This window comes from Paraburkholderia terrae (genome assembly GCF_002902925.1).
Classification (GTDB): domain Bacteria; phylum Pseudomonadota; class Gammaproteobacteria; order Burkholderiales; family Burkholderiaceae; genus Paraburkholderia; species Paraburkholderia terrae.
In genome coordinates this window covers 865,201-888,237 of record NZ_CP026111.1, presented here as the reverse complement: position 1 = coordinate 888,237, position 23,037 = coordinate 865,201, and the positions used below count along the sequence as shown (strand labels likewise).

The 23,037-nt window shown below is 62.2% G+C and carries 21 protein-coding genes and 1 other RNA gene; 6 read left to right on the top strand and 16 right to left on the bottom strand.

Annotated elements, in window-relative coordinates; translation table 11 throughout:
• Positions 1–31: 31 nt before the first annotated feature.
• From rfaD to C2L65_RS03965, 5 genes are all read right to left on the bottom strand, one after another.
• A complete protein-coding gene (gene rfaD, locus C2L65_RS03985) occupies positions 32–1,024 on the bottom strand; it encodes an ADP-glyceromanno-heptose 6-epimerase (protein WP_007576456.1) in 993 nt (330 codons plus the stop codon).
• 77 nt (positions 1,025–1,101) lie between these two features.
• Entirely contained in the window at positions 1,102–2,103 is a 1,002-nt protein-coding gene (gene rfaE1, locus C2L65_RS03980) for a D-glycero-beta-D-manno-heptose-7-phosphate kinase (RefSeq protein WP_052426999.1), read from the bottom strand.
• Entirely contained in the window at positions 2,060–3,472 is a 1,413-nt protein-coding gene (locus C2L65_RS03975; protein ID WP_042314509.1) for a UDP-glucose dehydrogenase family protein, read from the bottom strand. Before C2L65_RS03975 ends, rfaE1 begins: the two co-directional genes overlap by 44 nt.
• A gap of 90 nt (positions 3,473–3,562) precedes the next feature.
• Positions 3,563–4,738 (bottom strand): lipopolysaccharide assembly protein LapB, encoded by a 1,176-nt coding sequence (gene lapB, locus C2L65_RS03970; protein WP_042314508.1) that lies wholly within the window; start codon positions 4,736–4,738, stop codon positions 3,563–3,565.
• Between the two features lie 54 nt (positions 4,739–4,792).
• Positions 4,793–5,086, bottom strand: a complete 294-nt coding sequence (locus tag C2L65_RS03965; RefSeq protein WP_007576449.1) for a LapA family protein — start codon at positions 5,084–5,086, stop codon at positions 4,793–4,795.
• Between the two features lie 39 nt (positions 5,087–5,125).
• Between C2L65_RS03965 and C2L65_RS45365 the strand changes: the two genes are divergently transcribed.
• Entirely contained in the window at positions 5,126–5,293 is a 168-nt protein-coding gene (locus tag C2L65_RS45365) for a hypothetical protein (RefSeq protein ID WP_156132387.1), read from the top strand.
• Positions 5,294–5,487: 194 nt separating this feature from the next.
• On the opposite strand, the gene C2L65_RS03960 is transcribed toward C2L65_RS45365, so the two are convergent.
• The 10 genes from C2L65_RS03960 to gyrA form a co-directional block, all read right to left on the bottom strand.
• Complete coding sequence (locus C2L65_RS03960) at positions 5,488–5,811, bottom strand: integration host factor subunit beta (protein ID WP_042314507.1); 324 nt, start codon at positions 5,809–5,811, stop codon at positions 5,488–5,490.
• Between the two features lie 22 nt (positions 5,812–5,833).
• Complete coding sequence (gene rpsA, locus C2L65_RS03955; RefSeq protein ID WP_035990054.1) at positions 5,834–7,564, bottom strand: 30S ribosomal protein S1; 1,731 nt, start codon at positions 7,562–7,564, stop codon at positions 5,834–5,836.
• A 150-nt stretch (positions 7,565–7,714) separates the two neighbouring features.
• Positions 7,715–8,401: a (d)CMP kinase gene (gene cmk / locus C2L65_RS03950; protein ID WP_042314506.1), complete on the bottom strand. Its 687-nt coding sequence runs from the start codon at positions 8,399–8,401 to the stop codon at positions 7,715–7,717.
• 47 nt (positions 8,402–8,448) lie between these two features.
• Positions 8,449–9,753 carry a 3-phosphoshikimate 1-carboxyvinyltransferase gene (gene aroA / locus C2L65_RS03945; protein ID WP_042314505.1) on the bottom strand — a complete coding sequence of 435 codons (1,305 nt, stop codon included), beginning with the start codon at positions 9,751–9,753 and terminating at the stop codon, positions 8,449–8,451.
• Between the two features lie 18 nt (positions 9,754–9,771).
• On the bottom strand, positions 9,772–10,734 hold the full coding sequence (locus C2L65_RS03940; RefSeq protein WP_042314504.1) for a prephenate dehydrogenase: 963 nt from the start codon (positions 10,732–10,734) through the stop codon (positions 9,772–9,774).
• 51 nt (positions 10,735–10,785) lie between these two features.
• Positions 10,786–11,898 (bottom strand): histidinol-phosphate transaminase, encoded by a 1,113-nt coding sequence (gene hisC, locus C2L65_RS03935; RefSeq protein WP_042314503.1) that lies wholly within the window; start codon positions 11,896–11,898, stop codon positions 10,786–10,788.
• A 71-nt stretch (positions 11,899–11,969) separates the two neighbouring features.
• Complete coding sequence (gene pheA / locus C2L65_RS03930) at positions 11,970–13,052, bottom strand: prephenate dehydratase (protein ID WP_007576436.1); 1,083 nt, start codon at positions 13,050–13,052, stop codon at positions 11,970–11,972.
• A 72-nt stretch (positions 13,053–13,124) separates the two neighbouring features.
• On the bottom strand, positions 13,125–14,207 hold the full coding sequence (gene serC / locus C2L65_RS03925; RefSeq protein WP_042314532.1) for a 3-phosphoserine/phosphohydroxythreonine transaminase: 1,083 nt from the start codon (positions 14,205–14,207) through the stop codon (positions 13,125–13,127).
• 212 nt (positions 14,208–14,419) lie between these two features.
• Positions 14,420–15,025 carry a DUF2059 domain-containing protein gene (locus C2L65_RS03920; protein WP_007576434.1) on the bottom strand — a complete coding sequence of 202 codons (606 nt, stop codon included), beginning with the start codon at positions 15,023–15,025 and terminating at the stop codon, positions 14,420–14,422.
• 116 nt (positions 15,026–15,141) lie between these two features.
• A complete protein-coding gene (gene gyrA, locus C2L65_RS03915; RefSeq protein WP_081921369.1) occupies positions 15,142–17,769 on the bottom strand; it encodes a DNA gyrase subunit A in 2,628 nt (875 codons plus the stop codon).
• Between the two features lie 502 nt (positions 17,770–18,271).
• Between gyrA and ompA the strand changes: the two genes are divergently transcribed.
• The 5 genes from ompA (at position 18,272) to C2L65_RS03890 (ending at position 21,566) form a co-directional block, all read left to right on the top strand.
• The gene (gene ompA / locus C2L65_RS03910) at positions 18,272–18,922 is read left to right on the top strand and encodes an outer membrane protein OmpA (protein WP_007576432.1); all 651 of its coding nucleotides are present in this window, start codon (positions 18,272–18,274) and stop codon (positions 18,920–18,922) included.
• 196 nt (positions 18,923–19,118) lie between these two features.
• Complete coding sequence (gene ubiG / locus C2L65_RS03905; RefSeq protein WP_042314501.1) at positions 19,119–19,817, top strand: bifunctional 2-polyprenyl-6-hydroxyphenol methylase/3-demethylubiquinol 3-O-methyltransferase UbiG; 699 nt, start codon at positions 19,119–19,121, stop codon at positions 19,815–19,817.
• A gap of 16 nt (positions 19,818–19,833) precedes the next feature.
• Positions 19,834–20,547, top strand: coding sequence for an HAD family hydrolase (locus C2L65_RS03900; protein ID WP_042314500.1), 714 nt, complete (start codon positions 19,834–19,836; stop codon positions 20,545–20,547).
• A 108-nt stretch (positions 20,548–20,655) separates the two neighbouring features.
• Positions 20,656–21,025, top strand: a transfer-messenger RNA (tmRNA) gene (gene ssrA / locus C2L65_RS03895).
• A gap of 289 nt (positions 21,026–21,314) precedes the next feature.
• On the top strand, positions 21,315–21,566 hold the full coding sequence (locus C2L65_RS03890; protein ID WP_042314531.1) for a PAAR domain-containing protein: 252 nt from the start codon (positions 21,315–21,317) through the stop codon (positions 21,564–21,566).
• A gap of 101 nt (positions 21,567–21,667) precedes the next feature.
• Here the strand turns inward: C2L65_RS03890 and C2L65_RS03885 are convergent, their stop codons facing one another.
• The gene (locus tag C2L65_RS03885; protein WP_042314499.1) at positions 21,668–22,795 is read right to left on the bottom strand and encodes a glycosyltransferase family 4 protein; all 1,128 of its coding nucleotides are present in this window, start codon (positions 22,793–22,795) and stop codon (positions 21,668–21,670) included.
• Positions 22,796–23,037 lie beyond the last annotated feature (242 nt).

Genomic DNA, 23,037 nt, shown 5'->3' with positions numbered 1-23,037 from the left:
AGACTCCAGTGTAGAGAGGTGTACGAACGATTTACACCTGGCCGAATAGCCAACGCACGTAGCGGTCGACGCCTTCCTGCACGGTCAGGAACGGCGCGTCGTAGCCCGCTGCGCGCAGCTTCGTCTGGTCAGCCTGCGTAAAGCACTGATACTTGCCGCGCAGTGCATCGGGGAACGGGACGTATTCGATCAGCCCACGCTGCACCAGTTCCGCGAGCGACAACGCGACTTCACCGTCGAGCACGCGCAGCGTGTTGACGACCGTCGACGCGATATCGTTGAACGGCTGCGCGCGTCCGCTGCCCAGATTGAAGATGCCCGACTTCTCCGGATGATCGAAGAAATACAGGTTGACCTTCGCCACGTCTTCGACGGATACGAAATCGCGCGTCTGCTCGCCCGCTGCGTAGCCGTTGTACTCGCCGAACAGCTTGACTTTGCCTTCGGCGCGGAACTGGTTGAAGTTATGAAACGCGACGGACGCCATGCGCCCCTTGTGCGCTTCGCGCTGCCCGTACACGTTGAAGTAACGAAAGCCGGCAATCTGGCTCTTCGCCGTGGGCAGCACGCGGCGGATCACCTGGTCGAACAGGAACTTCGAATAGCCGTACACGTTGAGCGGCGCTTCGACTTCGCGCTCTTCGACGAAGCGCGTCGATCCACCGTACGTCGCCGCCGACGACGCATACAGAAACTGCACGCCTTGCGCGAGACACGCATCGAGCACCGCGCGGCTATAGCGGAAGTTGTTGTCCATCATGTAGCGGCCGTCGGTTTCCATCGTGTCCGAGCAGGCGCCTTCGTGGAAAATCGCGCGCACCTTGCCGAAGTCGCCGCGCGCAAAGCGTTCGACGAATTCGGTCTTGTCGAGATAGTCGTCGATTTCGCAGTCGACGAGATTCTTGAATTTGTCGGCGCGCGTCAGATTGTCGACGGCGATGATGCGGTCTTCGCCGCGCTCGTTGAGCGCCTTGACGATATTGCTGCCGATAAAACCAGCCGCGCCGGTGACGATGAGTGTCATGATCGTCCTGCTGTGAAGAGAGTCAACGGATGCGGAGATGAACCGCGCGCCGCGCGATCAAGCTGGCGCGCGCGGCATCAATGATGAAAGAGTTCGTCGTAGTCGACGGTGGCCGTGCCGAGCTTGGCGACCACGATCCCCGCTGCGCGATTCGCGAGCGACACGGCTTCGTCGAGCGGCAGGCCCGCGCCGAGCATCACGGCGAGCGTCGCGATCACGGTGTCGCCTGCGCCGGACACATCATACACTTCGCGAGCTACAGCCGCCGCGTGCAAGACGCCCTCGTCGGAGAAGAGCGTCATGCCCTCTTCCGAGCGCGTGAGCAGCAGCGCTTTCAGGTCGAGCTCGGCGCGCAGCTTCGCCACGCGCGCGTGCAAATCGGCTTCGGATTTCCACTGCCCGACCACTTCGCGCAACTCCGCCCGGTTCGGCGTGATCAGCGTCGCGCCGCGATATCGCTCCCAGTCGTCGCCCTTCGGATCGACCAGCACCGGCTTGCCCGCTGCGCGCGCCTTCGCGATCATCTGCGTGACGTGCGTGAGGCCACCCTTCGCGTAGTCCGACATCAGAATCACGTCATGGGTCGGCAATAGCGAGTCGTAACGCGCGAGGCCCGCGAGCAGCGCTTCGTGCGCGGGCGCCTTTTCGAAGTCGACGCGCAGCAGCTGTTGCTGACGCGACAGCACGCGCAGCTTGATCGTCGTCGGTAGTTCCGGGTCGCGCTCGAGATACGGCGCGACGCCGCTATCGCCAAGCAGTTGCACGACGCGCTCGCCCGGCTCGTCGTGTCCGACCACACACAGCAGGCCCGCCTGCGCGCCGAGCGCCGCAGCGTTGCGCGCGACGTTCGCCGCGCCACCCAGCCGGTCTTCCTGCTTTTGCACCAGCACGACGGGCACGGGCGCTTCCGGTGAAATGCGATTGACGTCGCCGAACCAGTAACGGTCCAGCATCACGTCGCCGACGACCAGCACACGGGCCGCCGCCAGCCGCTCGCGCGCGATGACGCCCACTTCGGGCGCGAGCGTCGCGCCTTCAGGTACGGTCGGAGTCGGATGAATGTTCAGCGGGTCGTGCATACGGACGTCCAATCGAGTGATAGTCGATGCCGAGTTCGGACATCGCCTCGGGCTCATACAGATTGCGGCCGTCGAAAATCAACGGCGTTTTCAGCTCGGCCTTCAGATGCGTGAAGTCCGGGCTCTTGAATTCCTTCCATTCCGTGACGATGACGAGTGCATCGGCACCCGCGAGCGTCTCGTCCTGCGTGCTCGTGAAGTGCAGGCGCGCCTGGTGGTCGGGCGCGCTGGCCAGATCGAGTGCGAACACGCGCTTTGCCTCCGACGTCGCGACAGGATCGTACGCACGCACCGTCGCGCCGCGCGCGAGCAGTTGCGCGATCACGCGGCGGCTGGGCGCCTCGCGCATGTCGTCGGTGTTCGGCTTGAACGACAGACCCCACACGGCGAACGTGCGGCTGCTGAGATCGTCGCCGAGCGCGTCCGTGATCTTGCGCACCAGCACTTCCTTCTGCTCGTGGTTCACTTCTTCGACGGCTTCCAGAATGCGCAGGCTGTGGCCCATCTCGCTGCCCGTGCGGATCAGTGCCTGCACGTCCTTCGGGAAACACGAGCCGCCGTAACCGACGCCCGCATACAGGAAGTGATAGCCGATCCGCGGGTCCGAGCCGATGCCGCGGCGCACCGCTTCGATGTCCGCACCAACGGTGTCGGCCAGATTCGCCATCTCGTTCATAAACGAGATGCGCGTGGCAAGCATCGCGTTGGCCGCGTACTTCGTGAATTCGGCCGAGCGCACGTCCATGTAAAGCGTGCGCTCGTGATTGCGGTTGAACGGTGCGTACAGGCGGCGGATCTTCTCGCGCGCCTTGTCACCGTCTTCGTCATTGTCGACGCCGACGACGATGCGATCGGGACGCATGAAGTCGTCGACAGCTGCGCCTTCCTTCAGGAACTCCGGATTCGACACGATCGAAAAGCGATGCTGCGTACTATCCGCGAGACCGCGCTTCTCCAGCTCTTCCGCGATCACCGCGCGCACGCGCTGCGCAGTGCCGACGGGCACCGTCGACTTGTCGACGATCACCTTGAAGCCGTTCATCGTGCGGCCGATGTTGCGCGCCGCTTCGAGCACGTATTGCAGGTCGGCGGAACCGTCTTCGTCGGGCGGCGTGCCCACGGCGATGAACTGGATTTCACCGTGCGCGACACTCGCTTCGACATCGGTCGAAAACGTGATGCGCCCCGCCGCGCGCGAACGCGCGATGATCTCCCGCAGGCCCGGCTCGTGAATCGGCATGCCGCCGTTGTTGAGAATGTCGATCTTGCGTGGATCGACGTCCAGACAGAAAACGTCGTTGCCGACTTCGGCAAGACATGCGCCCGTGACAAGGCCTACGTAACCCGTGCCGATAATAGTGATTTTCATACGCTTCCCGGTAGATGGAGCCGGTTCAATGTTCGACGCTTCGATGCTGCGTGACGGCTTTGCTGCCTGCGTTCATGCGGGTGCCTGACCTCAGCTCGACGCCGTGATCGGCTCGACGCGGCGCGGCGCATAGCTTTCCCAACCGCTGCAGCCCGGACACTGCCAATAGAACAGGCGCGCCCTGAAGCCGCAATTCTGGCACGTGTACCGTGGCAGATTTTTGGTGCGCTGACGGATCAGCGTGCGCATCAGCTCCAGTTCGCTGCGGCGCGGCTCTTCGGCCACCGCCTGCTGCGCTTCGAGCAGGCGCGTCATGCCGGCGAGATTCGGCGACTTCTGCATCTGCGTGCGCGCGAGCGCGTGCGCCGCTTCGGGACCGCGCAGCGCCGACACGTGCTGATACGCAACGTCGAGCAGATCGTTCGACGGATAACGGTCCACCCACGACGTCAGCAGGTCGGCGCCCGCTTCCTGACGGCCAAGCGCTTCGTAGGCCTTCATCAGCTTTTCAGCGACGAGCGGCAGATACGCCGCATTCTGTTGCTCCACGTGCAGCCACTGCGCGATCGCCTTTTCATGCTCGCCAGCCGCCGCATCGACGTCGCCGAACAGGATCGTCGCACGCACGTTCTGCGGATAAGCCTTCAACGCGAGATCCAGCTGACGGCGGGCTTCGTCCGGCTTCTTCTGCTGCAGCGCTTCCTGTGCGAGTTCGCAATGGAAGTGGCCGATTTCCTTATCGAGCGATGCGGCGCCCATCGTTTCAAGCCGGCGCGCGGTGTCGATCGACTTGTTCCAGTCCTTCTCGATCTGATAGATCGTGAGCAGCGAGCGCTGCGCGCCAAGTGCGTAGTCGCCCGATTGCAGCGCCTTGAACGTCTCTTCCGCGCGGTCCAGCAGGCCCGCCTTCAGGAAGTCCTGCCCGAGTTCGTACAGCGCATGATCGCGCTCGTTAACGGGCAAGTCCGCGCGGCTCAGCAGGTTCTGATGCACGCGGATCGCGCGATCCGTTTCACCGCGGCGGCGGAACAGGTTGCCGAGCGCAAAGTGCAGTTCAATCGTTTCCGGATCGAGCTTGACGACTTCGATGAAGGCGTCGATGGCCTGGTCCGGCTGCTCGTTCAACAGAAAGTTTAGTCCGCGAAAATAAGAACGCGGCAGGTTGGCGCTTTCGGACAACAGCGCCTTGAGGTCGTAACGCGCAGCCACCCAGCCGAACGCGAACGCGACGGGTATGACGAGCAGCCACCAGAGGTCTAGATCCATGCGAATGTGCGGAGTGCGAAAGAGGCCGCGCGAGTGGCGCGCGGCGTGAAAGGGCTAGATGAGCGGCGGCATAGGCGGCTCTTCGACGACAGCGGGCGTTTCGCGCGCCACTCGCAGTTCGCGCTTGAGCCGGCCGTTTTCCATCCGCAGCCGGAACATCGCCGGCAGCGACGACACCAGACCGGCCAGCAGACCCACGACGAAGAACGCGAGGCCGATCAGAATCAACGGCGCCTGCCACGAATACCCGGCTAGGAAATTCAGCGTAGCGCTTTGCGTATTGGACAGTGCAAGCACCAGCAGCAGCACGAACACCAGCACGCGAATCAGCCAGACGATAAATTTCATGTATTGATCTCTTGACGGCGGTTGCGGGATGACGCCGGCTTGATGACGCGTCGCGCCACGGTGTTTGCCCGCGCCGAAGTGACCCGTATTGTAAATGAAGCCTATGTCGACTGGCACAGCCGTGCGGATCACGATGCCTTACTGTCGTTTATCCGCTTGAAAATGGTGCGCAATCGGCGGGTTAATGCATTGCCTTGCGCGCATTGATGGATCGCACAAGGCTGATTCGAGCGCGACCGGGAGAAGTGTCAACTATGTCCTCGTACGCTCAGTTGCAGCGTCCAAGGTCCCGGCAACGGACGAAAAAAAAGCGCCCTAAGGCGCTTTTTCTGGTCAATGCCGTCTGACTGACTAGCCACGGCGAGCTTCGACCTGGACTGCGAATACAACACAGAGCCAGCTTAAAGATCGTCGTCCGCGGATTCAGCTTTCAAAGGCTCGCCCGCACGACGATCGACGCGCTCACGCAATTCCTTGCCAGGCTTGAAGTGCGGCACGAATTTCTCCGGCACCAACACCTTTTCGCCCGACTTCGGGTTGCGCCCGACGCGGGATGGACGGCGGTTCAGGCCAAAGCTGCCGAAGCCGCGAATTTCGATGCGATGGCCGTTCGCCAGAGCGTCCGACATCGCATCGAGCATCGTCTTCACCGCGAAATCCGCATCCTTGAGGACAAGTTGCGGAAATCGCGTAGCCAGCTGGGCGACCAATTCTGATTTGGTCATACTGCAGCAGACCCCTTAAGGCTTACTGGTTCTGGCCGTCGAGCTTGGCCTTCAGCAGCGCGCCCAGGTTCGTCGTGCCGCTGGCTGCCGAGCTGGTGTCAGCTGCCAGGCCGCGAATCGCTTCCTGTTGCTCAGCCGAATCCTTGGCCTTGATCGACAGGTTGATGCCACGCGACTTGCGGTCGATGTTGATGATCATCGCATTGACCTTGTCGCCTTCCTTCAGCACGTTGCGAGCGTCTTCCACGCGGTCTTGTGCGATTTCCGAAGCGCGCAGGTAGCCTTCGACGTCAGCCGTCAGCTGAACCACTGCACCCTTCGCGTCAACCGTCTTGACCACGCCGTCAACGATCGAACCCTTGTCGTTCATTGCAACGAAGTTGCTGAACGGGTCGCCTTCGAGCTGCTTGATACCCAGCGAAATACGTTCCTTCTCGACGTCGATGCCGAGAACGATCGCTTCCACTTCGTCGCCCTTCTTGTACTTGCGGACAGCTTCTTCGCCCGTTTCGCTCCACGACAGGTCCGACAGGTGAACCAGACCGTCGATGCCGCCAGGCAGACCGATGAAGACGCCGAAGTCGGTGATCGACTTGATTGCGCCTTGCAGCTTGTCGCCCTTCTTGAAGTTGCGGCTGAAGTCGTCCCACGGGTTCGGCTTGCATTGCTTCATGCCGAGGCTGATACGGCGGCGGTCTTCGTCGATTTCGAGAACCATGACTTCGACTTCGTCGCCCAGCTGAACAACCTTCGACGGTGCAACGTTCTTGTTCGTCCAGTCCATTTCCGACACGTGAACCAGGCCTTCGATGCCCGATTCGACTTCGACGAATGCGCCGTAGTCGGTGATGTTGGTGACCTTACCGAACAGGCGCGTGCCCGACGGGTAACGGCGCGAGATGCCTTCCCACGGATCGTCGCCCAGTTGCTTGATACCGAGCGAAACGCGGTTCTTCTCTTGATCGAACTTGAGGATCTTTGCCGTGACTTCCTGGCCAACCGACAGAACTTCCGACGGGTGACGCACGCGACGCCATGCGATGTCGGTGATGTGCAGCAGGCCGTCGATACCGCCCAGATCCACGAACGCGCCGTAGTCGGTGATGTTCTTGACCACGCCTTCGACGATCGCGCCTTCCTTCAGCGTCTCGAGCAGCTTTGCGCGCTCTTCGCCTTGCGTCGCTTCAATCACAGCGCGGCGCGACAGCACCACGTTGTTACGCTTGCGGTCCAGCTTGATGACGCGGAATTCCAGCGTCTTGCCTTCGTACGGCGTCGTATCCTTGACAGGGCGCGTGTCGACCAGCGAGCCCGGCAGGAATGCGCGAATGCCGTTGACCATGACGGTCATGCCGCCCTTGACCTTGCCCGTGATGGTGCCCGTCACGAGTTCGTTGTTGTCGAGGGCCTTTTCCAGCGACAGCCACGAAGCCAGACGCTTCGCCTTGTCGCGCGACAGGATGGTGTCGCCGTAGCCGTTTTCCAGCGCGTCGATCGCGACGGAAACGAAGTCGCCCGCCTGCACTTCTACCTCGCCCGCGTCATTCAGGAACTCTTCGAGCGGGATGTAGGCTTCGGACTTGAGACCAGCGTTGACGACCACGAAGTTGTGGTCTACACGCACGACTTCGGCGGAGATCACTTCGCCAGCGCGCATGTCTTGCTTGGTCAGCGACTCTTCGAACAGAGCCGCAAAAGATTCGGTATTCGGGGTAGAGGTTTGCAGGTCGGACATAAAAATCTGAATTTGCATGATTTTCGCAGCGTCAGGTGAACCATCACGGTTCATCACTACGGCAAAGGAGCGAAAGCCATACGGGGTTAAGGGTTAAACGATCGCTTCGTGTTGCTCACGAGGCACCTACACAACAACAAAAAAACACTTCGATGCAAGATTCCGCGTTCAGCTTTGCGGAACCAGCGCCTTGTACCACTGCGTCACCTGCTCGACCGCCTGGTCGATCGACAATGCCGAGGTATCGAGGAGCTGTGCATCCGCTGCGGGCTTGAGCGGCGCGGCTGTGCGCTTGCTGTCGCGCTCGTCGCGTTCACGCAAATCCCGGAGCAAGTCATCCATATTAGCAGAAAATCCTTTTTGGATCAATTGCTTATGCCGGCGGGCCGCGCGAGCCTCGACGCTAGCCGTCAAAAACACCTTCAGAACGGCGTCCGGAAAGATCACCGTGCCCATGTCGCGGCCGTCTGCGACCAGGCCCGGCTGCTTGCGAAAGGCCCGCTGACGGGCCACCAGAGCGGCTCTAACGGGCGCATGAACGGCGATTGCCGAGGCCCGGTTGCCGACTTTCTCGGCGCGGATGTCGGTCGATACGTCGACGCCGTCCAGTTGCGCGATGCCCTCGCGGAAGGTGATATGGAGCTCGCCGATCAGGTTTGCAAGGGCGTCGGCGTCGTCGGCGGCGATGTTGTAGCGCACGCTGGCGAGCGCCGCGAGCCGGTACAGCGCGCCGCTGTCCAGCAGGTGGAAGCCAAGTTCGGCGGCCACCACGGCGGCCACGGTGCCTTTGCCGGATGCGGTCGGGCCGTCGATCGTGATGACGGGCGTCTGGTGAAAGGGACGGGTCGGTTTCATCGAGAAAGTCGCCCGTGGGAACAGGCAGCGAATGTTGTCAAGACGGGTCAGGGTTGGGCGAGCGCGAGGAAGCGCTCGAAATAGTCGGGGAACGTCTTGCCGACGCATTTCGGGTCGTTGATCCGCACGGGCACGCCGCCGAGGCTCACCAGCGAGAAGCACATCGCCATGCGGTGATCGTCGTAAGTGTCGATTGCGGCGTTCGGCGTCAGCTTTTCAGGGGGCGTAACGACGAGGAAATCCTCGCCCTCCTGCACCTTCGCGCCCACTTTGCGCAGCTCGGTCGCCATCGCGGCGATGCGGTCGGTTTCCTTCACCCGCCAGCTCGCAATGTTGCGCAGCGTCGACGTGCCGTCGGCGAACAGCGCGGCGACGGCGATCGTCATGGCCGCGTCGGGAATCAGGTTGAAATCCATGTCGATGGGATCGAGCTTGCCGTGGTCGTTGCCGACGCCGCGCACTTCGATCCAGTCGTCGCCCATCGTGACGTTCGCGCCCATCTTCATCAGCGCCGTCGCGAAGCCGACGTCGCCCTGGATGCTCGCGCGCCCCACGCCTTCGACGCGCAGCGGTCCACCGCCCAGCGCGCCCGCCGCGAGAAAATATGAGGCCGACGACGCGTCGCCTTCGACCATGATCTTGCCCGGCGACTGGTAACGCACGCCGTTCGGAATCGTGAAGCGCTCCCAGCCGAGCCGCTCGACCTTGATACCGAAGCGCGCCATCAGCGCGATCGTGATCTCGATATACGGCTTCGAAATCAGCTCGCCCGCCACTTCGACGATCGTCACGCCGCTTTCCGTTTTCACGAGCGGCAGCGTCATCAGAAGCGCCGTCAGGAACTGGCTCGACACGTCGCCGCGCACGCGGATGGGGGCATCGACGGAAATCTGCGCGGGACGGATGCGCAGCGGCGGAAAGCCTTCGTTCTCTTCGTAATCGATCTTCGCGCCTATCTGCCGCAGCCCGTCGACCAGATCGCCGATCGGCCGCTCGTGCATGCGCGGCACGCCGTGAATCCGGTAGTCGCCGCCGTTCACGGCAAGCGCAGCCGTCAGCGGCCGAACCGCCGTGCCCGCGTTGCCGAGGAACAGATCCGCGCGCGCCGCGGGGAGCGCACCGCGCGTGCCCGTCACGACGCAGGTGTCACCGTCACGCTTGACCTTCACGCCGAGCTTTTCGAGCGCGTCGAGCATCACGCGCGTGTCGTCGGAATCGAGCAGATTCGCGATCGTCGTCTCGCCCTCGGACAAAGCCGCGAGCAGCAGCACACGGTTCGAGATGCTCTTCGAGCCGGGCAGACGGACGGTGCCGGACGCACGGGAAAATGGTCCGAGATCGAGATGTTCCATGTGAATTCCAGTGTCCAGTTATTTCGACGCGTCGTCGGTTGCTGAGCGTTCGGGCGACGCTTTTTGCGTTGGCGTTGCGCGTTCCTGCCATTCGCTGCGCGCCGCGCGCGAGCGGGCGAACACGGCTTCGAGCGTCGCGCCGTCGCCGGCTTCGATCGCGCTGCGTAGACGCGCCAGCACCGCCGTGTAGCCGTCGATCTCATCGAGCAGCGCCGCGCGATTCGCCACGCAGACGTCGCGCCACATTTCCGGGCTCGACGCGGCAATCCGCGTGAAGTCGCGGAAACCGCCCGCCGCGAAGGAGAACTTCAGCGCGGCATCGGATGAATTGAGAATTTGCTCAACGAGCGCGAACGACAACACGTGCGGCAAATGGCTGACCGACGCGAACACGCGGTCATGCTGATCCGCCGGCATCGCGTGTACGCTGGCGCCCGTGGCGCGCCACATCGCGGCAATACGGTCGACGCAAGCCTGTTGGTTCTCCGGCAACGCGCACAGCACGACGTTGCGGTTCACGTACAGATCGGGCAACGCGGCGTCGACGCCGCTCGATTCCCGGCCCGCGATCGGATGACCGGGCACGAACTGGCCGATGCGCTCGCCCAGCGCCGCGCGCGCCGCAGCAACGACGTCCGACTTCGTGCTGCCAGCGTCGGTGACGATCGTCGACGGGTCGAGAAACGGCGCGATGCGTTCCAGCAAGGGCTGCGTCTGCGCGACGGGCGCCGCAAGCAGCACTACGTCGGCGCCGTTCAGCGCGGCCCGCAGCGCGGCGTCGTCGGCGAGCGACGCGCTCGCGTCGATCACGCCCAGTTCGAGCGCGCGCTCCGTCGATGCAGCCGACCGTCCCACGCCAATCACCCGCCGCTCGCCGCCCACGTCGCCGCGTTCGCGCAGCGCGCGCGCAAGCGATCCGCCGATCAGCCCGACGCCGAAAATCACCAGTTTGTCGAAAGAGAACGCTGCCACGTCAGTCACAGAAAAAACGCGCCTCGCTGTTTTCGAGGCGCGTGGATTGCATTGAAACGCTCAGGCCGTCGCCAGCGTCTTTTCGAGCGCCGCGATGAACGCCTCGTTTTCTTCCGGCAGGCCGATCGTCACGCGCAGCCACTGCGGCAGGCCGTAGCTGCCCACCGGCCGCACGATCACGCCCTGCTTCAGCAATTCGAGATTCACGCGGTTACCCGCGCCGTCGTCGTTACCGACGCGTACCAGCACGAAGTTGCCGTGCGACGGCACGTATTCGAGACCGAGCTTGTCGAACGCTTGCGTCAGGCGGAGATAGCCTTGCGCATTCAATTCGGCGCTCTTTTGCAGGAACGGCTTGTCGTTCAGCGCGGCGATCGCGGCCGCTTGCGCGAGCGTGTTCACATTGAACGGCTGACGCAGACGGTTCATCAGATCGGTCAGTTCCGGCTGCGCGATGGCAAAGCCGACACGCAGACCGGCGAGGCCGAACGCCTTCGAGAACGTGCGCGACACCAGCAGGTTCGGATAGCGGCGCACCCACGCGATCGAGTCATAGCGCTTGTCCGCGCTCAGATATTCCGTGTACGCCTCGTCGAGCACCACGGCGACGTGGCGCGGCACCTTCGACAGGAAGGCTTCGATCGTCGCGCCGTCGATGAACGTGCCCGTCGGATTGTTCGGATTTGCGACGAAAACGAGGCGCGTGTCGTCGCTGATCGCGGCGAGCATCGCGTCGAGATCGTGGCCGTACTCCACGGCGGGCACGACGATCGCGCGCGCGCCGAGGCCTTGCGTCGCCAGCGCGTAGACGGCGAACGAGTATTGCGCGTAGACCACCGACTGATTCTTCTCGACAAACGCATGCGCGGCGAGTTCGAGAATATCGTTGCTGCCGTTGCCGAGCGTGATCCAGTCAGCGGGCACGTCGTATTGCGCCGAAAGTGCGGCCTTCAGTTCGAACGCGTTCGCGTCCGGATAGCGGCCGAGTTCGCTCGCCGCCTGCGCCATCGCCGTTTTCGCGGACTCCGGCATGCCGAGCGGATTCTCGTTCGATGCGAGCTTTACGATACGCGCTTCGTCCAGCCCAAATTCGCGCGCGACTTCCGAAATCGGCTTGCCAGCCACATAAGGCGCGATCGCGCGAACGTAGGACGGACCGAAAGACGTTGCCATGTGTATCTCCGGATAATTCCTGGACTTGCTTATTAGTTGCGAAATGTTTGCGAAACGAGACGTCGGACCTATCAGCGGGCCCGCGGATACGAGCCGAGAATCTTCAGGAAGTCTGCTTTCTGGCCTAGATCGGCGAGCGCGGCTGTAACGGACGCGTCGTCGCGATGGCCTTCGACGTCGATGTAGAAGTAATACTCCCACGTGCCGACGCGCGCTGGACGCGACTCGAAACGCGTCATCGACACGCCGTGGCGGGCGAGCGGTTCGAGCAGCTTGAACATCGCGCCCGGCTCGTTCGCGACGGACACGATCAGCGACGTCTTGTCGTAGCCGCTTGCGCCCGTCGGCTGCTTGCCGATCATCACAAAGCGGGTGCGGTTGTGCGGGTCGTCCTGGATCAGCGCGTAAGCGACTTGAAGACCGTATTGCGTTGCCGCGCGGTCGCCCGCGATGGCCGCGATGGTCGGATCTTCCGCCGCCATGCGCGCGGCTTCGGCATTGCTCGACACAGCCTGGCGCTCGACATGCGGCGCGTGCGTGGCCAGCCAGCGCTGGCACTGCGCAAGCGCCTGCGCGTGCGCGCACACGCGCGTCACACCGGCCAGCCCGCCGTTGAGCGTGAGCAGATTGTGATGGATCGGCAACGCGAGTTCGCCGCCGATCAGCAATTGCGTTTGCAGCAGCAGATCGAGCGTGCGCGACACCGCGCCTTCCGTCGAGTTTTCGATGGGCACGACGCCGAATTCCGCGCCGCCCGCTTCGACTGAGCGAAACACTTCGTCGATCGACGAACAAGGCAGCCCTTCGATCGACTGACCGAAGTACTCGTGCATGGCCTGTTCGCTATACGTGCCGGCTGGCCCAAGGTACGCGGCCGTGATGTTCTTTTCGAGCGCGCGGCTCGCGGCCATGATTTCGCGCCAGATCGCGCTGATGTGTTCGCCGGCGAGCGGGCCTGCGCTCATGTCCTGCAGACGCGCGATTACCTGCTGCTCGCGCTCCGGACGAAACACGGGCGCGTTGAAGTGCTTCTTGACCTCGCCGACTTCGAGTGCGACCGCCGCGCGCTGATTCAGCAGCGCGATGAGCTGCGCGTCGATCGCGTCGATGCGTTCGCGCAGCGGTTTGAGTTGAGAATTGAGTTCGTCGTCCATGCTTCTAAAGGACCGCTTCGAGTCCTGTATAGGGCCAGTTCGGAGAGGATGCGCGCGCTGCGACCGGAAGGATCACGCGCTGCGCTGTTCGAATTCCCTCATGTACTCGACAAGCGCTTTGACGCCTTCGAGCGGCACCGCGTTGTAAATCGACGCCCGCATGCCGCCGACGGACTTGTGGCCCTTCAGCTGCACCAGCCCGCGCGCTTTCGCGCCGGCCAGGAAATCTTCATTGCGCGACTCGTCGGCGAGGAAGAACGGTACGTTCATCCGCGACCGCGCGTTGCGCTCCACCTTGTTCAGATAGAAGCTCGATGAATCGATGGTGTCGTACAGCAGCTTCGCCTTCTCGACGTTGCGTGCCTCGATCGCCGTCAACCCGCCCTGCTTCTTCAACCACTTGAACACCAGCCCGGCGATGTAGATCGCGTACGTGGGCGGTGTGTTGTACATCGAATTGTTCAGCGCGACCGTTTTCCATTCGAATGCCGACGGACACACGGCCATCGAACGGTCGAGCAGATCCTCGCGCACGATCACGACAGTCACGCCCGCCATACCGATGTTCTTCTGCGCGCCGCCGAACAGCACGCCATATTTGGCGATGTCCATCGGGCGCGACAGGATGTGCGACGACGCGTCGGCGACGAGCGGAATGTCGCCGAGATCGGGAATCTCGAAGGTCTCGACGCCGTGGATCGTTTCGTTCGTGCATAGATGCACGTAGGCGGGATCGTCGGACAGGTTCCACTCGGCGCGCGCCGGAGCACGCGTGAAGCCGTCGGCCGTCTCACCGCTTGCGGCAATGTGTGCCGCGCCGTATTTCTGCGCTTCCTTGAACGACTTCTGCGACCAGGAGCCCGTCACGACGAAGTCCGCGCTAGCCTTGCGACCCATCAGGTTCATCGGCACGATTGCGTTTTCGCCGAGTCCGCCGCCCTGCAGGAAGAGAATCTGATGGCTCGCGGGCACGTGCAGCAATTCGCGCAGGTCGGTCAGCGCCTCTTCATGAATCGCCATGAACTCTTTGCCGCGATGGCTCATTTCCATCACGCTCATGCCGCTGCCGCGCCAATCGAGCATTTCGTCGGCTGCCTGGCGCAGCACTTCTTCGGGCATGGCCGCAGGACCGGCGGAGAAATTGAAGACGCGCATCGTGAGAACCCTGGGAAGCAGGCACGCGGCATGGGAAAGAGCCGAAAACCGCGCCTGAAAGAAAATGGCCGTCTGCGCGCAAGCGCAAACGGCCATTATCGCATTGACGCTCGAAACCCGCCAAACCCCGGCGTTTCAAGGGAATTGACGCATTCCCTCTCACGCCACTCGTGACAGGCGCATCGAGCGCCGTTCAGCCTCGTTCGACCTGCTTACTTCGCCGGCTTGACGGATGCGACTTCCTTGTCAGCTTGGTCGCGCGTTGCCTTGATCGATTGCGGCATGTACTTCTGCATCAGACCATTCACGACGTCGCGGCCAACCTGGTCTTGGACCTGGATGAACTTGCGGCCCGTCGGGCTCTTGTAGAACGCCGTCAGATCGTTGATTTCCTGCGTGCTGTAGTACTTCGCGTACGCGTCGTACTGAGCTTGCATCGCGTCCTGCTTGAACGAATCCGTAGCGAAAACCTGGCCTGCCGAGTCAACCAGCTTCGGCACAGCATTCTTCTGCAGCGACGGGACGGAAGCCTGCTTTTGCTTGTCCGTCATCGTCTTGTTTTCGGACAGCGCGTCCGACAGGATGGCCGGGACGAGCTGCTTTGCCTGCATCTGCGCGCTGTTGCCGATTGCGCCGACCAGCTTCTGTGCGTCGATCGCGTCGAGCAGATTCTTGATGGCAGCCTGCTTCGCCGGGTCGACGGGGGCAGCGGCAGCCGGAGCAGCCGGAGCCGGCTGCTGGGTTTGCAGCGCTTGCGCCATCGCGAGGGTCGGGACGAAAGCGGCCAGAACCATCAACTGCTTGAAACGTTTTTGCATCACTACTCCCTAAGAGAAATTAACCTAACTGCTTCGCCGCGCAGGCGGCGCATCGGCCCGATGCGCTCAACATGCCCGCGTAGCTTTACGCATTACTTGAGAAGCTTCGCTGCGGATCACGACGCTTCGCTTTCGTCACCGCCCGCTTCGTCCGCAGGCGCGTCGGCATCGCCGTCCACGTCTGCTTCCGCTTCAGCAACCTGCTGCAGACCGGAAAGCTTGGTGCCTTCATCAAGGCTGATGAGTGTAACACCTTGCGTAGCGCGGCCCATTTCTCGAATTTCCGACACACGCGTGCGGATCAGCACGCCCGTATTGGTGATCAGCATGATCTGCGCTTCGGCGTCGACCAGCGTCGCGGCGACCACCTTGCCGTTACGCTCGGACGTCTGGATCGCGATCATGCCCTTTGTGCCGCGGCCGTGGCGCGTGTACTCCGTGATCGGGGTGCGCTTGCCGTAGCCGTTCTCCGTTGCCGTCAGCACCGACTCCTGTTCGTCGCCCGCGACGAGCAGCGCAATCACCTGCTGACCGTCTTCGAGCTGCATGCCGCGCACGCCGCGCGCTTCACGGCCCATCGGACGAACGTCGTTCTCGTCGAAGCGGACTGCCTTGCCCGAATCCGAGAACAGCATCACGTCATGCTCGCCGTCGGTGATCGCCGCGCCGATCAGGTAATCACCGTCGTCCAGACCGACCGCGATGATGCCCTTCTTCAGCGGACGGCTGAATGCTTCGAGCGGCGTCTTCTTGACCGTGCCGAGCGCCGTCGCCATGAAGATGAACTTGTCGGCCGAGAATTCCTTGACGGGCAGCACGACAGTGATCTTCTCGCCTTCCAGCAGCGGGAACATGTTGACGATCGGGCGGCCGCGTGAATTGCGCGAGCCCTGCGGCACTTCGTAAACCTTCAGCCAGTACACGCGGCCGCGGTTCGAGAAGCACAGGATGTGGTCATGCGTGTTCGCGATGAAGAGCGTGTCGATCCAGTCGTCTTCCTTCATCTGCGTCGCCTGCTTGCCGCGACCTCCGCGCTTCTGGGCGCGATATTCGGACAACGGCTGCGATTTCACATAACCGGAGTGCGACATCGTCACAACCATGTCCTGCGGTGTGATGAGGTCTTCCGTGTTCAGCTCGGTCGCGTTCATCTCGATGCGCGAGCGGCGTTCGTCACCAAATTCGCTCTTGATCGAGACCAGTTCGTCGAAGATGATAGAAGTTATGCGCTCGGGACGCGCGAGGATATCCAGCAAATCGGCGATCTGCGCCATGACGTCACGGTACTCGCTGAGGATCTTGTCCTGCTCGAGGCCCGTCAGGCGTTGCAGGCGCATCTGCAGAATTTCCTGCGCCTGCGTGTCCGACAGACGGTAGAGTCCGTCGGCCTGCATGCCATACGCCGGGTTCAGCCCTTCCGGACGGTACGCGGCGCGGCCGCCCGACGAAGCATTGTCCGTCTCCGCGCGCTGCAGCATTTCGCGCACGATCGACGAATCCCACGGGCGGTCCATCAACTCCTGCTTCGCGATGGGCGGCGTCGGCGCGGCCTTGATGATCGCGATGAAATCGTCGATGTTGGCAAGCGCGACGGCGAGGCCTTCGAGCACGTGGCCACGTTCGCGCGCCTTGCGCAGTTCGTATACAGTGCGCCGCGTCAACACTTCGCGACGGTGCGACAGGAAATGCGACAGCATTTCCTTCAGGTTCAGCAGCTTCGGCTGGCCGTCGACCAGCGCGACCATGTTCATGCCGAACGTGTCCTGGAGCTGCGTCGCCTTGTACAGATTGTTGAGAATGACCTCAGGCACTTCGCCGCGCTTCAGTTCGATCACGACGCGCATGCCGCTCTTGTCAGATTCGTCGCGAATGTCCGAGATGCCTTCCAGCTTTTTCTCATTCACGAGCTCGGCGATCCGCTCGAGCAGCGAACGCTTGTTCACCTGATACGGCAGTTCGTCGACGATGATCGCCATGCGCTGGCCGCGATCGATCTCTTCGAAGTGCGTGGTCGCGCGCATCACGACGCGCCCGCGCCCCGTGCGGTAACCGTCGCGCACGCCGGCGACGCCGTAGATGATGCCGGCCGTCGGGAAATCCGGCGCCGGCACGATCTCGATCAGTTCGTCGATCGTCGCTTCCGGATTCTTCAGCAGGTGATGACAGGCGTCGACGATTTCGGTCAGATTGTGCGGCGGAATGTTCGTCGCCATGCCGACGGCAATGCCCGACGAGCCGTTGATCAGCAGGTTCGGGATGCGCGCGGGCAGAATGGTCGGCTCGTTTTCGCTGCCGTCGTAGTTCGGCTGGAAGTCGACCGTTTCCTTGTCGATGTCGGCGAGCAGTTCGTGGCCGATCTTCGCCATGCGGATTTCGGTGTAACGCATCGCCGCGGCGTTGTCGCCGTCGACTGACCCGAAATTGCCTTGTCCGTCGACGAGCATGTAGCGCAGCGAAAAATCCTGCGCCATGCGGACGATCGTGTCGTATACAGCCGAGTCGCCGTGCGGGTGGTACTTACCGATCACATCGCCGACGATACGCGCCGATTTCTTGTATGCCCGGTTCCAGTCGTTGTTCAGCTCGTGCATGGCGTACAGCACGCGCCGGTGAACCGGCTTCAGGCCATCGCGGACATCGGGAAGCGCGCGCCCTACAATCACGCTCATCGCGTACTCGATATACGAGCGGCGCATTTCCTCCTCTAGGGAGATTGGTAGAGTCTCTTTGGCGAATTGATCCATTGTCCGTATCGTTTACGCGCGAAGACGATGAGGGAAACGCGTTCTTCATCTCACCGCTTGGGCCTACCCCTATGCATCTGCGAGCGCAGCGCATCACGCGATTCTACCATGCGCCGCATCCGCTCCCGGCGACATGCGTATACCTATTAGTGGGACGCGCGAAAACGGCACCTGGAAGCGCCTCGCGAGCGTGGTGACCAGGCCCGGAAAATGCTCCCTGTCAAGCCGCCCGAAACGGCCTCCGGCGGGCTCTTGACGAACTTGCCACCTTCTGTTGCGCATGCACCACATTCGACCGGGCGTATGAATAGGGGGCGGATTTTTTTATCGTCGGAAGGGAACGATATGGCAAAATGCCAACGCACAAAGTTAGACACTGCTCGAAGTCTACGCACAGCGTCTTTTGTTCCGCACCGATGTTATACTTCGAGCAATGTATGACTGGTCTTTGTCAACAGGCTCGCAGTAAACCTGCGGTAATCTCAATTTCGAGAGGAGAAATATGAATAAACTTTCAAAGCTCGCGTTCATTGCAGCTACCGCAGTTATGGCTGCATCCGCTATGGCACAGTCGGTGCCGGCGTCGCGACAAGCCACCAACGACAACTGGGTGAACGGCACCGGCGAATACGTGTGGATGAACGGCACGAATGAGCTTTGCTGGCGCGACGCGTTCTGGACGCCGGCAACGGCTAACGCAAAGTGCGATGGCGCACTGGTCGCACAAGCACCGACGCCGCCGGCACCTCCGGCACCGGTCGCTCCGGCTATCACCAGCCAGAAGATCACGTATCAAGCTGACACGCTGTTCGACTTCGACAAGGCAATCCTGAAGCCGGCTGGCAAGGAAAAGCTGGACGATCTCGCATCGAAGATTCAAGGCCTGAACCTGGAAGTCGTCGTGGCCACTGGCTACACCGACCGCATCGGTTCGGACAAGTACAACGACCGTCTGTCGCTGCGTCGTGCTCAAGCTGTCAAGGCATACCTGGTCAGCAAGGGCATCGAAGCCAACCGCATCTACACGGAAGGCAAGGGCAAGCGCAACCCGGTTACGACGGGCTGCAACCAGAAGAACCGCAAGCAACTGATCGCCTGCCTCGCACCGGATCGTCGCGTGGAAGTCGAAGTTGTCGGTACTTCGAAGCAGTAAGCTACAAAACACCGCAGTATCCAAAGCCCCGCTTCGGCGGGGCTTTTTTTATGCTCCGTCTCGCGCGGCGTCCACCACCGCGCGAGACGACACCCAACAAGCGCGACCAGGCGCTTTTTGCCGCCCCATGCGCAGCCCTATATACTCAGGGTTTCTCCGATCCACCCGCCTTCCCGCCCTCGAGGCCGCATCCGTCATGACCAATGCCGATCCCCACGAACTGCAGAAATTCAGCGATCTCGCGCATCGCTGGTGGGACCCGAACGCCGAGTTCAAACCGCTGCACGAACTGAATCCGGTGCGGCTCAACTGGATCGACTCGCACGCGCATCTCGCGGGCAAGCGTGTGCTCGATATCGGCTGCGGCGGCGGGATTCTGTCGGAGTCGATGGCGACATTGGGCGCCGATGTGAAGGGAATCGACCTTTCCAATCAGGCTTTGGGCGTCGCGGATCTTCACAGCCTTGAAAGTGGTGTAACGGTAAGTTACGAGGAGATCGCTGCGGAGGCGCTGGCGGCACGCGAACCTGCGTCGTTCGATGTCGTTACCTGCATGGAAATGCTCGAGCACGTGCCCGACCCGTCGAAGGTCGTCGAAGCGTGCAAGACGCTCGTCAAGCCGGGCGGCTGGGTGTTCTTTTCGACGCTCAACCGCAATGTGAAGTCGTACCTGCTTGCGGTGGTCGGCGCGGAGTACATCGCGCGCATGCTGCCAAAGGGCACGCATGACTACGCCCGCTTCATCCGTCCGTCGGAGCTTGCCGGCTTCGCGCGCGCGGCGGATCTGCACACCGTCGAAATCAAGGGCATCACCTACAACCCGCTCACGCGCCATTTCGGCGTGTCGAACGATACCGACGTCAACTACATGCTCGCGTGCCGTCGCGAAGCCTGATCCAGCGCCTACTTCAATGAGCGATCCCACGCCCCTGCCACAGCGCGAAGACGATGAAGCATCGATCGGTCTTTGCCAGGGCATTCTGTTCGACCTCGACGGCACGCTTGCCGACACCGCGCCCGACCTTGCCGCAGCCGTCAACAAGATGCGCCACGAGCGCGGCCTCGATATGGTGCCGCTGGAAAAGTTGCGCCCGCTCGCGTCAGCGGGCGCGCGCGGCCTGCTCGGCGGCGCGTTCGGCATTGGCCCGGACCATCACGACTACGCGTCCATGCGCGACGAGTTCCTGGCGAACTACGAAGCGGATCTATGCATCGAAACGCTGCTGTTCCCAGGCATTGGTGACATTCTCGATGACCTCGACGCGCGCGGCGTGCGCTGGGGCATCGTGACGAACAAGGTCGCGCGGCTGACGGAACCGCTCGTCGCCCAGCTTGGGCTGGGTGCGCGCGCGGGCTGCGTCGTCAGCGGCGACACGACGCCGCATTCGAAGCCCCATCCCGCGCCGCTGCTGCACGCCGCGAAGGAGCTGGACCTGCAGCCGGAGCGGATCGTCTATGTCGGCGACGATCTGCGCGACGTGCAAGCGGGCTTTGCGGCCGGCATGGTGACGGTCGCGGCGGCTTACGGCTATTGCGGCAACGACATTCCGCCTACGCAATGGCACGCCCAGCATGTCGTCAAGACGACGGGCGAACTGCATAACCTGCTGCGCGACATCAGTTGATGGACTCATCCGCTGCGTGCGGGCGGGCGCGTTCGTTTCGCCGTGACTCGCGAGCGCCGCTACTGTAAAATGATGATGTGAGCCACCTGTGTGGCTCATTCCTTCTGCGGGGGCGACCTGGTTTCGACAGGGGTTGCGAAGCGGCTAGGGCATGTCGAGGCCCCGTAACCTCGTAAATCAGCGGGAAAAACGTAACTGCAAACGACGAAACGTTCGCACTGGCAGCCTAAGGGCCGCCGTCCTCTGCCTAGTTCACTGACGGGCTAGTGTCGCAAGACCGGTAGCAATACCGACAGAGGTCATATACGTCAGTTAAGCCTTGGCGGCGTCACGACGTCCGGGTCGAAAATCTAGTGAATCGCTGTAGCGCAGCGTGTTCGTCCGCGTCGCTCCGGTTAAATCAAAAGACAGAACTAAACATGTAGAACTAGTCGTAGAGGACTTCTGGACGCGGGTTCGATTCCCGCCGCCTCCACCAATATTCAATACGGTGCAGCACGCCGCAGTACGAAAACCCGCACAGCGAAGCGCTCTGCGGGTTTTTTGTTGCCGTCGTCCGCACGCGAATACGACGTGCGCCGGCTCGGCCACCCTATACCGCGTCTCCCGGGCGCGCGCTTTCGCGCATTTGACCTTCGTTCGCGCCCCGTTTTCAACCTTTTCTGATAGTCACTGCGGCTGACCTGACGTCAAATGAACGGCCGTCTCCAAGTCCGACGGCACGCCCTATCCGCCCAGTACAACTAACCAAACGGGAGATGCACAAAATGATCAATATAGACGACCCCATTATGGCCCGCCTCGGTGACGCCACCGACCACGGCGGCAAGATCGTCGAGGCGACACTGGATCTGACGGATGAAGGTATCGCCATCGCGCTCGACGGTCACCTGGTCGCATGTCCGCGCTGCGGCGGCAAATATCCGATCATCGCTAGCGGGCGACGCCGGCACAACGGCAAGCGCATCGCCTACATCGGCGACATCACGACCTGTGGCGCGACGCTCGTCCGCGCATAACCACGCGCGATACGCCCTTCCCCGCAAAAAATAGAGCCCGCAGCAGCATCATGCTGCGCGGGCCACGCGCCAGTCGCACCACGTCCGCAGAGCCAGAACCGTCACGCTGCGGCGCGCACGTACACCTCTTCTGTTTCCTGAATGAACTTGCTGTTGCAGAACTCCCGCTCGGCTTTCGTCCGCGCATGTCGTCCCATCGCGGGTAAGTGGCTGCGGTTCGCGAGGATCGCGCGCAGGCGCCCGGTCATTGCCTGCGTGTCGCGCGGCTCGACGATCCAGCCGTCGACGCCATCGTCGACGTTCTCAGGCAAGCTCGCGTACCGCGTGACGAGCACCGGCCGCCCCATCGCCATCATCTCCCGGCACGCGAACGAACTGCTTTCCACCGCGTACGACACCATGAAGCCGGCATCGAACGTCGCGATATAGTCGCGGACGTCGTCCGTGAAGCCGCTGATCAGCAGATGCTCGTTCATATTCAGCACGTCGATGACCTTGCGCTGCTCGTCATTCGGCTCCGTCCCGACAACGACCAGCACGACCTGTCTGCGCAGATCGTCGGGCAACGCGGCGACGGCCGTCACCATGTCCATCGTCCCCTTGTACCAGTCGAACCCTGTAATGGTGCCGATCACCAGCTTTCCTGCGTGCCCGACGCCTAGCAGCGCATCGCGCCTGCGCGCGGCTGCTGCGTCATCGAAAGGAGCATAAAAATGGATGTCGACGCCATTCGGAATCACCGATAACCCGCAATCCGCATACACCGATCCTTCGAGCAACTGCGCCGCCGGCTTCGACACGGCGATCACGTGATGCGTCGCGCGCCGCGCCTTGAGCTTCGTCATGAAGTCGCGCTTGACGCGGATCGTGTTGTGCTTGGTGTAGACGCAATACGGCCGCTTGAACGAGGCGAATAGCGTCGCCAACATCACGAGCCGATGATCGGGCGAGCCGTTCACATGAACCACGTCGAAGCGCTCGCGCTTAAGCAGCGCGCGCAGTTCGCGGATCGCGCCGACAAAGCGCCCGAATTCCTCGAGCTTGGCGGGAAACTCCATCGGCAGCGCGCGGATATTGGCAACGCAGCTTGCATGCTGCAACAGCCTGCTGGATTTTGGCGCACCGACGAAGACTTCGTGGCGCTCGGCCAGAGCCCGCGCAATAGAAACGACGTATGTGTCGTGACCGCCTCCGCGACCTTTATGGAAGTTGGTCAATAGTATTTTCATACTCGGCTTCCCCGTATTCGAGGGCTTGAATTCGCCGCTCGGCCCGCGTCCAACAGTGCAGGCCGGCGCAATGCAATTTGCATTGCCTCGTGATAGATCAGGGGAATTATACCGTTCGCGGTCGCGCCCTTTTAGGCTTCCGGGATAGTCAAAGCGTGGTCATATCAGAGCGAACAGATATGAAAAAGCCCCGCTCTCGAACGAGACGGGCCTTCCTGAACGCATGCGACGGGTGTTCTTCG